The following is a 14,414-nucleotide window of genomic DNA, read 5'->3' as shown; positions in this document are numbered from 1 at the left end:
AAAATGGCTGGTAAAAAACCTGAAGAAAACGATGGTGCCGTTGAAAAAAAACCCAAAGGCAATATGGTTCTTATCATTGTCATCGTTCTTTTAGTGGTTTTACTCATTGGTGGAGGCGCTGCGGCATTTTTGATGCTAGGAGGCAGCCACGAAGAAGAGGCAACGACATCTGCCCCTCAAACACAAGACGTGAAAACAGAAAAGAAAAAAACACCGAAACGCTCCACGGATCATCTTGTGGTAGGTCCTATGTATCCACTGGCTCAGTTTGTTGTCAATTTACTCAGCGAAAGTGGCAATCGCTTTTTAAAAGTAGCGATTGATTTAGAACTCAGTGATGCCAAATTACAACCTGAAATTGATCATAAAAAATCGTTGATTCGTGATATTATCATTCGTACCTTCTCTTCGAAAACCTTTGAGGAGATTAGCACCATCAAAGGCAAAGATAAGCTCAAAGATGAAGTGCTTGAAAAAATCAATGAAAATCTCTCAGATGGGTATGTTAAAAATATCTATTTTACGGACTTTGTCGTTCAATGATTGGCGTTGATCTTGTCAGTATTGAGCGTATTTCTAAACTTAGGGAGCGTTTTGGAGACAAAGCGCTCTTAAAATTTTTATCTCCTGAAGAGTTTTCTCTTGTTAAAAGTGATACAACAGCAGCTGGATTTTATGCGGCTAAAGAGGCTATCTCAAAAGCACTCGGAATTGGGATTAGTGAGCAGTGTGGCTTTATGGATATTCGACTCTCTAAAAATGAAAGAAACGCACCTTCTTTTACCCTTTCAAAACATCTCATCGAGGCTTATGGCATTCGTGATATGAGCCTCTCTATTACCCATGACAACGGTTTTGCCATTGCGGTTGCTATCATTGAGGGACATAAAAAACAAGAGCCACTGTGGCATTAACCTCCACCCACAAACTGCAAAAACTCAATTTTATCGTTTTCGTTAAGTTGAAAACTCTCCCATAACTCTTTTTTGACAACATTCATATTGACCGCTGCTGCCATGACTTTACTCTCAATGCCCAACTCATCTAAAAGAGTTTGAATCGTTTTTGCATCACTCTCTTTTTTTTCACCATTTACCATAAAGTGCATTATCTCTCTCCTTTGCGAAACGATACCATTTTAAAGCGTTCTCCCATAAAAGAGGGATCGATCAATGGCTTAATCCGATTCATCTCTTTTTCATACACGGCAGAAGTAACATGTTTAGAAAAAAGTTCTAAAAGCTCAATTAACCCAAAATCAACCAAAGCTTTCATCTGTGTCATATAGCCATGAAGCCTTATATCTGCCATTTCAAATGCTTTAAAAAGATGATTAAAGGTGACATCATACGTTATGTCAGACTTAGCAAAATATTCCACAAAACTTTTTTGCTCACGCAAAGGGTCTTCCACCAAATCGCTCAGTCCAAAAAAGGGATAGACCTGATGATTCGCATACACCCGCAATGAAAAATCTCCCCTTGCTTCTTTGTCTCCATAATCAAAACTAATAAACTCAAAACGCTTCGCACTTCTTGCCATAGATGTGGCAAATGCTTCATATTCTAAGCAGAGTTCACCCTTGCTCACTCCATATGCTTCTGCCTTTTTACATGTAAACGTATCCATCGTTTCAAAGGATACTTTTTCATTTTCAACCATAAGCATTTTATCATTATAAATGACTTCACACGGGAATGCATCAAAAATTTCATTGGCAACAAAAAACGCTTCATCCACACACAATTCTTCCAAACTCTTTACATGTAAAAGGGAGATAGCTTCACCAAAAGATTCTTGAAAGTACCGTTTTTGCATCATGGCATTCGCCGCAAAAGGCTCAACAATGACAAATGTCAAACTTTTAAGAAGTGTGGGCTGAAGGGTATAGATAAACTGAATCATATCAGCCAGTAAATAACCTTTGTGTGCGCCTATTTCAACGACATAGGTGTTGGGACTTAAAAAGCCCTCTTCAATCGTTGAAATCAGACGCTTTGCGATACTGCCACCAAAGAACATACTCGTACTCACCGCCGTGTAAAAATCGCCCTCTTTTCCGATGGTACGCTCTTTCGTGTAATAGCCCTCTTTTCCATAGAGCCATTCATGCATATAATCACTAAATCTCAAAGCTTATCCAAGCATTTGACACGCATTTTCTAAGCGCTTAAATCCTTCATCTATCTCTTCTTTAGAAATAGTAAGCGGTGGTAAAAAACGAAGGGTGCTCTGTCCTGCTTTAAGCACCAACACACCATTTTCAAACCCCTTTTTGATAATCGAAGCTAAGATATCATCGTTTTTGCAACGAATACCTCGCATCATTCCAAGCCCTTCTACCGTGGTAAAGAGTTCAGGGAACGCACATGCCAAAGCTTTTAATTTACCATCAAAGTAGATGAGAGCCTCATCTAACATGCCACTTTGTTTGTATTCATCCAAAATAGACAATGCTTCTAAACCTGCACGAGTTGAGAGAAAATTTCCTCCAAATGTGCTGCCATGATCACCCGCTTCAAAAATATCTTTGTGTTTAGTTACCACCGCACCAATAGGCACACCACCAGCTAAACCTTTAGCTAGGGTAATAATATCAGGTTCAATTTCATACAAAGAGGTCGCTAAAAATTCACCGCTTCTAAAAATCCCCGTTTGTACTTCATCCACAATCAATAAAATCTCTTTTTCTTTTAAAAATTTTGCTAAGGCTTGAATATCTTCTTTAGGGAATGCTTTAACCCCACCCTCTCCTTGCACCAACTCTATCATCACCGCAACGGTTTCATCATCAATACTTTGGTACAAATCTTCAATCGCTTTTTTATACGAAAATCCCTCAGGATAAGGAGCAAATGCGCTTTGTTGGAATTTTTCTTGTCCAGTGGCTTTCACCGTTGTGATGGTTCTTCCATGAAAAGAGTGTTCAAGCGTGAGCACTTTGTAACGTTTTTTTGCAAACTTCTTTTCACCGTATTTTCGCGCAAGTTTGATGGCACCCTCATTCGCTTCAGCCCCTGAATTTCCAAAGAAAACAGCTACATCAAAACCTGTAAGTTCATGAATTTTTTTCGCTAATTTTGCTTGAGGTTCAATCAAATAAATATTAGACGTATGAATCAAGTGGCGTGCTTGATCGCTAATCGCATCAGCCAGTCTTTGATTTCCATGTCCAACACTAACAACCCCAATACCACTGGTAAAATCAATATAATCTTTTCCTTTATCATCAAAAAGTGTTGCATTGACACCGTGTTTAAAATTGACATAATTTCGTGCATACGTCTGCAACACATATGTTTTATCCATTGTTTCAAAATCCATAACTTGCTCCTTCAAAAAATGCAATTATAGCGAAAAAAGATTACCCAATTTTAGGTAAATTCCACTGCTTATAATACGCCAACAAGCGTAACCCCACACCAAACGCAAAGAGTACCATTAAGGGAATATACCCACTAATATGAAATTGCGCAAAAAGGTATAAAATCGCCCCCACTAAAAGTGAAACTGTGCCATAAAATTCACTGGTCAAAAGAAGAGGAACACGGTTCAATAAAATGTCTCTCACCACACCACCACCTACGGCGGTAATCAAAGCCAACAATACCACACCAAAAAAGTTAAACTCCGCTTGCAAGCCTATCAAAGCTCCTGAGATGGAAAAAGAAACCAACCCTAGGGTATCACTCACAATAAAATAAAACGTTTTTTCAATCTCATTTTTACGGTGTAACTTCAATAAAATACTAAAAAAAACAACCCCTAAAACCAAAAGCGTGGGCATCAGATTTGTAAAAGTATACGGGACTCTATCTGCTAGGGTATCCCTCACTAAACCACCTCCCAGTGCTGTTAAAAACGAGGCAATAAAAATACCCAATAAATCAAGCTTCTCTTTAATCGCCACGTAAAAACCACTGAGGGCAAACGCTACCGTTCCTATAATTTCAGCCACCATCAGTTCAACCATAAGATGCCTTTTGTGTATCCAAATAACGCTCTAAAATCACTTTTGCCGCTATAGAGTCTATCTTGCCATCTCGTTTCTGACGCATAATGCCTTGCATCATCTCTTTGGCTTCAAGACTAGAGCCATACTCATCTTGATAGACCACTTCACCGCTGAAGGCAAGAAGGCTTACAAAATGCGTAATGCGACGCTTCATTTCTTCTTCACTACTCCCGCCCTTAGGAAGCCCTACCACCAAAAGCTCAATCTCCCACTCTGTTAAAAACGCATCGACCTCTCGTGCGGCTTGGTCACGATTTTTACGCAATATCGCCTCTTGTGGTGTGACAATACCTGAGGCTAGGCACAGCGCAACACCAATACGCTTCAATCCCACATCCAAACTCGCTATTTTTTTCATTCTGACTCTTTACATGTAAAACTTAAAGAACAGATGTTAGCATTTTAAAACTAAGAATCATCAACAAGAGTGCAAAGATTTTTTTGAGTTTGCCAACAGGTAAACGATGTGCCATTTTAGCGCCTAGTGGTGCGGTAAAATAGCTCATAAGAGAGATTAATATCACCGCAGGCAAATAGACAAACCCTGCCATCATTTCTACACCATGAGAGCCTTGAAACATTCCATTCACGATGTACCCCACCGTCCCCGCAATCGAAAGAGGAAAACCAATCGCAGCTGAAGTCGCTATCGCTTTTTTTAAATCCACATTTTGCCACACCAAATAAGGCACAGTTAAAGAACCTCCTCCAATAGAAACCAACGCTGAAATTATCCCAATGAAAGAACCAGCACCAAACAGATACGGAGGGGTTGAGAGAGAACGTGTGGGTTTTGGCTTTTTATCAAGCGCCATCTGAATAGAAACGTACGCCATAAAGAGAGCAAAGAAAAGCGCTAGATGTGATGATTTCATAGAAGCGGCTAAAAAAGTTGCGGCAAACGTTCCTAAGACAACACCACCCGCCATCATTTTTACTACATTCCATAAAACCGCCCCTTTTTGATGATGGGCTCTCATACTGGAAAAAGAGGTAATCACAATAGAAGCCATTGATGTTCCAAGCGCCATATGCACCACTTGTTCCACAGGAATCCCTTGTGCTAAAAAGATAGATGTTAACACCGGCACCATAATGCCTCCTCCACCAATGCCAAGAAGCCCCGCCATAAATCCTACCACACATCCCAAAACTAAAAATGCGATGACCCACTCTACGCCCATAACGCCTCCTAGGTACGCTTTAAGCGCCCATTTTCAACACTAATTGTTCCCAAACATTCATATTCAAACACTTTTTCTGGAAATTTTTCCACAGCTTCATGATACAAAGGATGGGTATCAACATAAACCAAAAAATCATCGTTACATGTAACGTCTAAAGGACTAAATTGCGCAACAAACGCATCTATGTTATACAACGGTTTAGCCAAGCCTTTTTCAAGCAACATCGCTGTTCCCTCAGACTCTCCTAAACGATGGGGTAAAACATAGATAGGCTTCTTCATTTTGAGTGCAAACGTGACACTGTGCATACTACCACTGTTCAAATCTGCTTGCATCACGACTAGCGCATCGCCTAGCGCAACCACTAACTCATTACGTTTAGGAAAGTTCCATTTGGTTGAAGGGTGTCCTGCCTCAAACTGACTCAGCACCAACCCCTCGTTTTCAATCCCCTCAATCATCTTTGCATGGATTGCAGGATAGCGTCTATCTAGTCCTGTACCTGCGACCATAATGGTATTGGAAAAACCAGCAGCACTATGCACCAAACCATCCACGCCCTGCGCTCCTCCGCTTACAAGACAAACTCCTGACATAGCAAGTTGCCTCGCTAGACGCTGTGTTACTGTTTTGGTGTACAAGATAGGATGGCGTGTCCCTACAATCGAAATTTTGGGGCGTTGAAGGAGCGCTACATTGCCACGATAATAAAGAGGACTCGGATAGACTTTCATCTGTTCACACGCTAGAATGTGAAAATCTATGGTTTGAATCATTATAACTCTTTGAGATAAACCATTTCTACACCCTCTAAAAGCACTTGTGAATCACGTAAAACCTCGAGGGTATTTTTATGAGGATGCCCAATGGCAATCGCATAACCATATTTTTTTGCTTTAAACACAGCTTCTTTTAACTGTTTTCGAATCGCACTTTTTTCCAAGGAGTTATCTAAAAAAACGTCCCGTGAATACAAAAACATTCCATATTTTTTCATCACTTCTGGCGCTTTTGAATTGCCGACCGTACGACTGTCCACAAAACTAAGATTGTGATCTTTCATAACTTTAATTAAACGATCCATAGCGGCATAATCAGCCGTAAAATATCCACCGGTATGATTGTTGTAATAATGAATATGTGGGAACCACGCTTTAATACGTTTGATTCTCTTCTCAATCACATCCAAAGAATCTGTTGTATTTAAGGTATCCTCTTCAGGACGAGAGTAATACTTTGCTTCTAAGGGAAGATGCACCATCGCAAAAGGAAATTCATGCGAGAGTCGTACTGTTTCAGGATGACCTTTAGTCGGAGGGAAAAAAGCAGGCGTTACTTTATAAGGAATCTCTTTCATCAAACGTGTTTGCCATGGGAAAGAGACATCGTCAATAATAATCGCTAGTTTTGGCGTTGTGCCCTGAGGATACTCTTTACGAACCACCGTATGTGGCTTATGCGAAGATTTACTCTCTTTAAGGCTTTGCTGATACTCATGTACTTCTGAAAGTTCAGGTGCTTTTTGAACCAAAGCCTCGTTGTTTTGAGTCGTCTCTAGACTGCTATTCTCTTCTACTTTGGAGGGCACAATGGCACTTTCCACAAGAGGAGCTGGTTTGGATACATTTGTCTCAGGAAGTGGAGGAAGGGTTGCTTGACGCAACTTTTCACTTTCAAGCATTTGCTGCATTTTTAGCATCAAAGCATCCGTCGAAACAGATTCTTCTTTGGTTGGAACAGCTTTTTGATGTTTTAAAAACGGCAAAGAATGATTGACATACCAGTAGCCACCGATGCCTATACCTAGAGCGATGAAACAAAGAGCCAGTCCTATCAAAAAAGGCTTGAAACTGATTTTACTTTTTTTATGTCGCAAAGTATCATTTGTCTTACTTTGCTTTTTTTTCATCTTTTTTACCATAAATGCGAAAAACTACTTTCCTAAAATAACTTCTACTTCAAGTAACTCAAGATTTTGATTATTGTGTGATGTAATTTTGACATCTTCAACTTTTGTGTACTTTTTAATCACATTAATCAAATCATTACGTAAATCATCTAAATAGGGTAATTTACAACTGGCTCTCTCATGTGAGAGCATAATGGTCAGACGATTTTTGGCAACATCAGCGCTGCTCTTTTTCTTCCCAAACAGACTTTCAAAAAGACTCATTTGAACATTCCTTTAAGCGCTGAAAGGAATCCTTTTTTAGCTTTAATATCTAAAAATTCAACCTCTTCACCCAAAATTCGGCGAGCAATATTACGATATGCCTCAGCAGAGAGTGATTTTTCTTTCGTCACAATCGGTGTTCCTGTATTGGTTGACGTAATAATATCTTCATCATCAGGGACAATACCAATCAGAGGCAAGGCTAGGATACTCAGGACATCTTCAACACTGAGCATATTTCCTGCTTCAACCATCTCAGGTTTAATACGATTGATAATAATATGTTTTTCAACTTCCAAGCCATTTTTCGCTTTTTCACTCTTTGCATCAATAATACCAATAACTCTGTCCGCATCACGTACAGAACTGACATCAGGCGTAGAGACAATGAGCGCTCGATCCGCCAAGAAGATAGAGTGTTCAAAACCGCTTTCAATACCCGCTGGAGAATCCAACATAATAATGTCAAAACTCTCTTTAAGACTCTCAATCAAGGCTTTGACTTTCTCTTTATTGAGTATATCTTTATCTTTGGTTTGACTCGCAGGTAAGAAATATAAGTTTTTAGACTTTTTATCATTAATCAAAGCCTGTGCAAGGTTACAACGCCCTTCCATGACATCGACCACATCGTAAACAATACGATTCTCAAGGCCTAAAATCATATCAAGATTTCGAAGCCCTATATCAAAGTCAATGGCTACAACTTTTTTTCCTAAATTTGCCAATCCAACCGCTAGGTTTGCAGTGGTGGTGGATTTACCCACCCCACCTTTACCAGACGTTACGGTGATAACAATACCCATGTAACCTCTTTTATTTCAAAATTAATTTTTGTCTTTGTTGATGATTTTTTTAGAAGTGATCCACGGCATCATCGCACGTAATTTCTCACCTGTTTTATTGAGTAAACTTCTCTCAGTTTTAGCACGCTCTGCGTTCATACGAGTATAACCTGCTTTGCGCTCTAAAATAAAGTCTTTCGCAAAACGACCATCTTGGATCTCAGCCAAAATCTCTTTCATCGCTGCTTTTGATTCAGCATTAATGACACGTTTTCCACTCACATAATCACCATACTCTGCGGTGTTAGAGATAGAATAACGCATATCCGCAATACCACCTTGGTACATCAAATCAACGATGAGTTTTAACTCATGTAAACACTCAAAATATGCCATTTCTGGCTCATAACCCGCTTCGACCAACGTTTGGAAACCCGCTTCAACCAACGCCGTAGCACCACCACAAAGAACCGCTTGCTCACCAAAAAGGTCTGTTTCAGTCTCGTCTTTAAAGGTTGTCTCGATAATACCCGTTCTACCACCACCAATCGCTGACGCATAACTGAGTGCTAACGCTTTTGCATTGCCTGTTGCATCTTGATCCACTGCGATAAGATCAGGAATTCCTCCGCCGTTTACGAATTCGCTTCGTACGGTATGACCTGGTGCTTTTGGTGCAATCATAATACAATCAACACCTTTTGGAGTAATAATTTGACCGTAATGAATGTTGAAACCATGTCCAAATGCAATCGCTTTTCCTGCAGTAAGGTTTGGCTTAATTTCAGCGGCAAATACATCACCTTGCATTTCATCTGGCAATAAAATCATAATGACATCCGCATATTTGGTTGCCTCAGCAACGCTCATGACTTTAAACCCTTTTGCTTCTGCTTTCGCCCATGAACTACCATCTTTTCGAAGACCTACAACAACTTCAACACCACTATCACGAAGATTTTCAGCGTGTGCGTGTCCTTGAGAACCAAAACCAATCATCGCTACTTTTTTTGAGCGAATAATGCTTAAATCACAATCTTTGTCGTAAAAGACGGTTATAGCCATTTGTCAATCCTTACATGTAAATATTAAATCCCGCCATTGTACAAAAGTGTTACTTAAAAACTTTACATGTAAAAGGCGTAAAGCAAACTATAAACCAACACGAGATAGAATTTGTCACTTACCACACCATTAGGAATTTACATCATGGATGAAAACATTTTAAGAAAAGTCAAATCACTTCCTCCTTTGGACGATACGATTGTCAAAATTCAGCGCATTTGTGTCGATAAAAACAGTTCTTTGGCTGATTTAGTCAAAGTCGTAGAAAGTGACCCAATGCTCACTGCAAATATTTTAAAATCATCCAATTCACCTTTGTATGGATTTAGCCGTGAAATCAAAAGTATTGCACATGCTGTCTCCCTTTTTGGAATGGCGACAGTACGGGGATTTGCGCTCTCTAGTGCCATCAAACAAAACATCAAAATAAATTTAGACCCCTACAATATCAGCAACACTGACTTTTTAGAAATTAGCACCCTCCAAAGTACTTTTATGTTCAAGTGGTATTCCAAAGTCAATAAGGCAATGCTCGATGTTTTACAACCCGCTGCTTTTATGATGGAAGTAGGAAAGATTATTATTGCTCATGAATTGATAGAACAAAACAAAAATGAAGCGTTTAAACACGCTCTTTTAGCCATTAAAACACCTTATGAACTCTCCGTTTTAGAAAAAGAGTTTGTTGGTTTTTCCAATGAAGAGATTACCGCTAAAATTTTTGAGCAATGGAATTTAGAGAGTGAACTGGTTGAATCGATTCAGTTTTCAAACTATCCTTTAAGTGCAGAAGAATCTATCCGCCCTTATGCAGCTGCACTCAATATTGTCAAACAAAGCATCAATATTTTTGGACAATTTACAGAAGAGTTTATTAAAAAAGCACTTCAGCTCTTAGATGAACATCACTTAGACCATGACTCTTTTTTAGAGACGATTGAGCAATTTAAGCAGTGAAAACCTTTCTTTTAACCCTTCATGAGGGAATAGCCAAAGAAGAGGTTCCCTCCTCTTTCCTTCCGCATCTTCAAACCCTTCTTCAACTCAAAGCTGTTGTTCTCAAAAACAACCACTACTTCTTTGAAGAGGGATATTGTGCAGGGAAGTTGGATGTCTCTTTTAGCGGCACAGGTTATTTATCTCCTTTACTTCTAACCCCTTCTAAAGACATTGTCATCGAAGCCTCAGGATTGCATGGAGGGATGAGAGGAGACCTCGTCGTTGCCAAACGCATTCCCAATAAAAAAAGCCGCCGTGCCAAAGCGATTGTTGTCTACATTGCCCAAAGAGCTTTTGCCAAAAGTATCGTTTATACGAAAATGAGCAAGGGAAAAGTGGTTGGATGTAATATTAAAAATGAAACACTTTTTGACATTACTGCAAGTCAAAAATCACTCAAACAACTCCCCTTAGGAAGTGTCCTAAAAATAGACAATGTCAGCAATGTCATTGAAGAAGTGCTGGGCATCTTAGATGACCCCAGTGTGGATGAAAAAATTTCTCTCGCCCTTTTTGACAAAAAAGAATTTTTTAGCTCTGCAGCAGAAACGGAAGCAAAAAGTCATGGGGATTATGTTGAAAAAAGTTACTATCCTCATCGTGTAGATTTAACGCACCTCCCTTTTTGTACCATTGACCCAGTAGACGCAAAAGATTTTGATGATGCTATCTATTTTGATGTAGAAAATCACATCCTTTATGTTGCCATTGCGGATGTAAGTGAATACGTTTATCCGCTAGGAAATATTGATAAAGAAGCCATTGAACGAGGTTTTTCCATCTATTTTCCCCACAAATCCATTCCCATGCTCCCTCGCTCCCTTAGTGAAAATATCTGTTCTTTAAAACCAAACGTTGACCGCCTTGCGTACACCTTTAAAATCACACTTGACCCTTTTACATGTAAACCTTTAAAAGAAGAACTTTTTGAAAGTATTATTCACTCTTCAAAACGCTATACCTACGAGACCATTGACCTTTTTTTACAGGGCAAAACCAATGAAGCAGATGCAACCGATCAGAGCATTTTAACCTATCTCTTGCCCTTGCATACATTAACACAAAAACTAAGAGATATCCGACTTGAAAATGCCTTTTCGTTTCGCTCTTCTGAGGTAAGAATGCGTCTCGATGAAACACAAAATCTTCTTACAACGACTATTGAAGAAGAGACCCCTTCGCATGGGCTCATTGAAGATTGTATGCTGCTTGCGAATAAAGCAGCCGCTAAAAAACTCGGTTTTGGAATTTTTAGAACCCATGAAAGTCCTTCATTTGAACGTATGGAAGCATTGTTAAACGATTTGGCACTCATTGGAATTCACGTCAAGTTACGTGCAGATATTCCCAAAATGATTCAAGAGATTCAACGAAAAGCAGATGATTTAGATCTTCGAGAAGAAGTGGATAAATTGATTATTAAAAGTCAAAAAAAAGCTATTTATGAACCTGAAAACAAAGGGCATTTTGGCTTAGGATTTGACATGTATACCCATTTTACGTCTCCTATTCGTCGTTACAGTGATCTCACCTTACATCGTCTCTTAAAAGCCAAAATGGCAGGAGATGAAAAAAAACTCTCTTTTTTACTCAAAGAGATTGATCCACTCTGTGAAAAGATCAGTGCTTTGGAACGAGAGAGTGACAAAGTCGCATGGGATTATATGGATCGTAAATTTGCACGCTATATGGCGTTACATGTAGGTGATAATTTTAAAGCGATTGTGGTTGAAACGGAGCAAAACCCCGTGGCAAAGCTTGATGATGAACTCAAGGGAGCTCGTATTTTTTTATTGGATAATGAAGTGCACCTCCTTCAACGTATTGAAATTAAAATTGTCGAAAGCAATATCGCAACAGCAAGGATTTATGGACGTGTTGTGAGGAGTTTGGATGTATAAACGCGAATTTGAAACCACACTCAAATCAGGCAAAATTCCAAAATCAACGCTCTTATACGGAGCGTGCCACTACCAAAATAATTTTCTAGCAACAGAGATATTGAGGCTTTTAAAGGTCAATCCAGATGAAAAAACAGTGATGTATTTTGATGAATACGCTTTTGCCTCTGCTAAAAATTTTCTCTCTCAATCTTCCCTTTTTGGGGATAGAAATATTTTTATTCTAAAGAGCGATAAAACAGTTCCAACCAAAGAGTTAGAAGTGCTTATAGACCTCTGTGCAAAAAATGATTCAAGCTACTTCATCTACCAATATTTTGGTGAAGATAAAAAAGCAACGCCGATGAGTAAACTCTTTGAAAAAAAGAATGAAGGGGCTTTTGTGCGTCTCTTTAAAGCAGATTTTAACGAAGCATTACAACTTTTGCAAAATCACGCCAATGCGCTAGGTCTGTTAATTGACCGTTATGCCTTACAACACCTTTATATGATTCATATGGAAGATCTCTCTTTGTGCGCCAATGAGTGTGAGAAACTCTTAAGTCTTAATAAAGAGATACATATCAATGATATTAATACTTTAGTGTACGGACTAGGGTCTGTTTCTATGGATCGTTTTATTGCAAAACTCCTTGAAAAAAAAGATATTAAAGAAGATTTTGAGCGTCTAGTAGAGGGTGATGGCATGGATGAAATTCGTATTATTAATGCCATTGAAACCTATGTTTCTCAACTTTTTTTGTTTCACTCCTATGTTAAACTCCACGGCAGTTTTGATGCCAAAGCCATTTTAGGGTATCCTCTGCCTTCCCAGTTGGCTACACAACGCTATGAGCAATCGATTAAAATACAATTAGCCACGTATCAAGCACTCTTTTCGCTCCTCACATCCACAGAGTATCATCTTAAAAAAACGTCACATTTGGATAAAAACTGCTTTCTTCTTTCTAGCTTAATAAAACTTCAAAGTTATTTATAGTAAAATCCGCCTCTATTCTAAAAAATCCTTACTCATATAGACAACTATTTGGGTGAAATCCATAAGGAGAGATTATGCGACATTATGAGTTGCTTGTTGTAGTAAAGCCTACATTAACCGTAGAAGAGCTACAAGCAAAACTAAGTTATCTAAAAGAAATTTTAGAGAAAAATGGTGCAGTGATTGCTGCAACACTTGAAATGGGTACACGTAAACTTGCGTATCAAATTGATAAATTTGAGCGTGGTACATACGTTGTGTTCTACTTTACTGCCCCTACAGCTGCTATCGCAGAGGTTGAGCGTTTAATTCGAATTACTGAAGAGTTTATCCGCTTTATGACTGTAAAATTTGAAAATCAAAAAGAACTTGGATTCTGGAATAAGCAAGTTGAAAAAATCACTAAAAAAGTTGATGTACCTGCTGCTGTTGAATCTAAAGAGATCGTAGAAGATACTGTAACTGAAGCCTAATTAAGGAGCCACTATGTTCAACAGAGTCATTATGCTTGGGAACCTTACACGTGATTGTGAACTTCGCTATTTACCCAATGGTGGCGCTGTTTGTACCACAGGTCTTGCAACCAATCGAAAGTTTAAAAAAACAGATGGAAGTCAAGGCGAAGAGGTATGTTTTGTTGATATTACATTTTTTGGACGAACCGCAGAAATTGCGAACCAATACTTAAGCCGTGGCAAAAAAGTATTGGTTGAGGGTCGTTTAAAGCTGGATCAATGGACAGACCAAAGCGGTGCAAAGCGAAGCAAACACTCAATCACTGTAGAAACTCTTCAGATGATTGATTCACGTGGCGGACAAGAAAGTGGTGGTTCTGATATGGGAAATACATACGGTGATATGCCTTCACCCGTAGGCTATACCCCCAATCAACAAAAACCAACATCATATCCAAAGCAATCGACTCCTGAGTACAGTGGTCATGACATTCCAGACATCGATATTAACGATGATGAAATACCGTTTTAGTAAATAAAAGGATAAAAAATGGCAGAGAAAAGAAAATTTGCACGCAAATACTGCAAATACTGTGAAGCAAAAGTAGAATACATTGATTATAAAGATGCAAAAATTTTGAGACACTCACTTTCTGAGCGTTACAAAATTATGCCACGTCGTTTAACAGGTAACTGCAAAAGACATCAAGAGATGGTAGAACTAGCAATCAAACGTGCTCGTGCGACTGCGGTTATTCCTTACATCATTGACACACAAAAAGTTGTGGCAGTGCCTTTTGAACAACTTCAACAATAGCCTTTACATGTAAAGCTAGATGGTTTCACCATCTAGCT

Annotated in this window: 19 protein-coding genes; 8 read left to right on the top strand and 11 right to left on the bottom strand. The window is 39.0% G+C overall.

Going from position 1 to position 14,414, the window contains the following annotated elements:
* The first annotated feature begins 3 nt into the window (after positions 1-3).
* Positions 4-543 (top strand): flagellar basal body-associated protein FliL, encoded by a 540-nt coding sequence (fliL, locus tag SDEL_RS04495; protein WP_012856674.1) that lies wholly within the window; start codon positions 4-6, stop codon positions 541-543.
* On the top strand, positions 540-914 hold the full coding sequence (acpS, locus tag SDEL_RS04490) for a holo-ACP synthase (RefSeq protein ID WP_012856673.1): 375 nt from the start codon (positions 540-542) through the stop codon (positions 912-914). Before fliL ends, acpS begins: the two co-directional genes overlap by 4 nt.
* Here the strand turns inward: acpS and thiS are convergent.
* From thiS to ilvC, 11 genes are read right to left on the bottom strand one after another with little or no spacing between them, the layout of a single operon-like run.
* Positions 911-1,108: a sulfur carrier protein ThiS gene (gene thiS / locus SDEL_RS04485; protein WP_012856672.1), complete on the bottom strand. Its 198-nt coding sequence runs from the start codon at positions 1,106-1,108 to the stop codon at positions 911-913. The genes acpS and thiS overlap by 4 nt on opposite strands.
* Entirely contained in the window at positions 1,108-2,133 is a 1,026-nt protein-coding gene (locus SDEL_RS04480; protein WP_012856671.1) for an SAM-dependent methyltransferase, read from the bottom strand. Before SDEL_RS04480 ends, thiS begins: the two co-directional genes overlap by 1 nt.
* A 3-nt stretch (positions 2,134-2,136) precedes the next feature.
* A complete protein-coding gene (locus SDEL_RS04475; RefSeq protein ID WP_012856670.1) occupies positions 2,137-3,324 on the bottom strand; it encodes an aspartate aminotransferase family protein in 1,188 nt (395 codons plus the stop codon).
* Between the two features lie 40 nt (positions 3,325-3,364).
* A complete protein-coding gene (locus SDEL_RS04470; protein WP_012856669.1) occupies positions 3,365-3,973 on the bottom strand; it encodes a trimeric intracellular cation channel family protein in 609 nt (202 codons plus the stop codon).
* The gene (gene ruvX, locus SDEL_RS04465; protein ID WP_012856668.1) at positions 3,966-4,373 is read right to left on the bottom strand and encodes a Holliday junction resolvase RuvX; all 408 of its coding nucleotides are present in this window, start codon (positions 4,371-4,373) and stop codon (positions 3,966-3,968) included. The genes SDEL_RS04470 and ruvX overlap by 8 nt, the downstream gene beginning before the upstream one ends.
* Before the next feature lie 22 nt (positions 4,374-4,395).
* Entirely contained in the window at positions 4,396-5,199 is an 804-nt protein-coding gene (locus SDEL_RS04460; protein WP_012856667.1) for a sulfite exporter TauE/SafE family protein, read from the bottom strand.
* 8 nt (positions 5,200-5,207) lie between these two features.
* Positions 5,208-5,978: a DNA-processing protein DprA gene (locus tag SDEL_RS04455; protein ID WP_012856666.1), complete on the bottom strand. Its 771-nt coding sequence runs from the start codon at positions 5,976-5,978 to the stop codon at positions 5,208-5,210.
* The gene (locus SDEL_RS04450; protein WP_223295846.1) at positions 5,978-7,111 is read right to left on the bottom strand and encodes a divergent polysaccharide deacetylase family protein; all 1,134 of its coding nucleotides are present in this window, start codon (positions 7,109-7,111) and stop codon (positions 5,978-5,980) included. The genes SDEL_RS04455 and SDEL_RS04450 overlap by 1 nt, the downstream gene beginning before the upstream one ends.
* 24 nt (positions 7,112-7,135) lie before the next feature.
* Positions 7,136-7,375 carry a cell division topological specificity factor MinE gene (gene minE, locus SDEL_RS04445; RefSeq protein ID WP_012856664.1) on the bottom strand — a complete coding sequence of 80 codons (240 nt, stop codon included), beginning with the start codon at positions 7,373-7,375 and terminating at the stop codon, positions 7,136-7,138.
* Positions 7,372-8,181: a septum site-determining protein MinD gene (gene minD / locus SDEL_RS04440; protein WP_012856663.1), complete on the bottom strand. Its 810-nt coding sequence runs from the start codon at positions 8,179-8,181 to the stop codon at positions 7,372-7,374. Before minD ends, minE begins: the two co-directional genes overlap by 4 nt.
* Before the next feature lie 21 nt (positions 8,182-8,202).
* Positions 8,203-9,225 carry a ketol-acid reductoisomerase gene (gene ilvC / locus SDEL_RS04435; protein ID WP_012856662.1) on the bottom strand — a complete coding sequence of 341 codons (1,023 nt, stop codon included), beginning with the start codon at positions 9,223-9,225 and terminating at the stop codon, positions 8,203-8,205.
* 144 nt (positions 9,226-9,369) lie between these two features.
* On the opposite strand from ilvC, the gene SDEL_RS04430 reads away from it, so the two are divergent.
* The 6 genes from SDEL_RS04430 (at position 9,370) to rpsR (ending at position 14,376) form a co-directional block, all read left to right on the top strand.
* Positions 9,370-10,182 carry an HDOD domain-containing protein gene (locus tag SDEL_RS04430; RefSeq protein ID WP_012856661.1) on the top strand — a complete coding sequence of 271 codons (813 nt, stop codon included), beginning with the start codon at positions 9,370-9,372 and terminating at the stop codon, positions 10,180-10,182.
* Positions 10,179-12,125, top strand: a complete 1,947-nt coding sequence (locus SDEL_RS04425) for an RNB domain-containing ribonuclease (protein WP_012856660.1) — start codon at positions 10,179-10,181, stop codon at positions 12,123-12,125. The genes SDEL_RS04430 and SDEL_RS04425 overlap by 4 nt, the downstream gene beginning before the upstream one ends.
* Positions 12,118-13,104 carry a DNA polymerase III subunit delta gene (holA, locus tag SDEL_RS04420; protein ID WP_012856659.1) on the top strand — a complete coding sequence of 329 codons (987 nt, stop codon included), beginning with the start codon at positions 12,118-12,120 and terminating at the stop codon, positions 13,102-13,104. Before SDEL_RS04425 ends, holA begins: the two co-directional genes overlap by 8 nt.
* 74 nt (positions 13,105-13,178) lie before the next feature.
* Positions 13,179-13,577, top strand: a complete 399-nt coding sequence (gene rpsF / locus SDEL_RS04415) for a 30S ribosomal protein S6 (protein ID WP_012856658.1) — start codon at positions 13,179-13,181, stop codon at positions 13,575-13,577.
* Positions 13,578-13,590: 13 nt separating this feature from the next.
* Positions 13,591-14,091 (top strand): single-stranded DNA-binding protein, encoded by a 501-nt coding sequence (locus SDEL_RS04410; protein WP_012856657.1) that lies wholly within the window; start codon positions 13,591-13,593, stop codon positions 14,089-14,091.
* Between the two features lie 18 nt (positions 14,092-14,109).
* Positions 14,110-14,376, top strand: coding sequence for a 30S ribosomal protein S18 (rpsR, locus tag SDEL_RS04405; RefSeq protein WP_012856656.1), 267 nt, complete (start codon positions 14,110-14,112; stop codon positions 14,374-14,376).
* Positions 14,377-14,414: the final 38 nt, after the last annotated feature.

Source organism: Sulfurospirillum deleyianum DSM 6946 (assembly GCF_000024885.1).
Lineage (GTDB): Bacteria > Campylobacterota > Campylobacteria > Campylobacterales > Sulfurospirillaceae > Sulfurospirillum > Sulfurospirillum deleyianum.
This window is presented reverse-complemented; position numbering and strand designations above follow the sequence as displayed.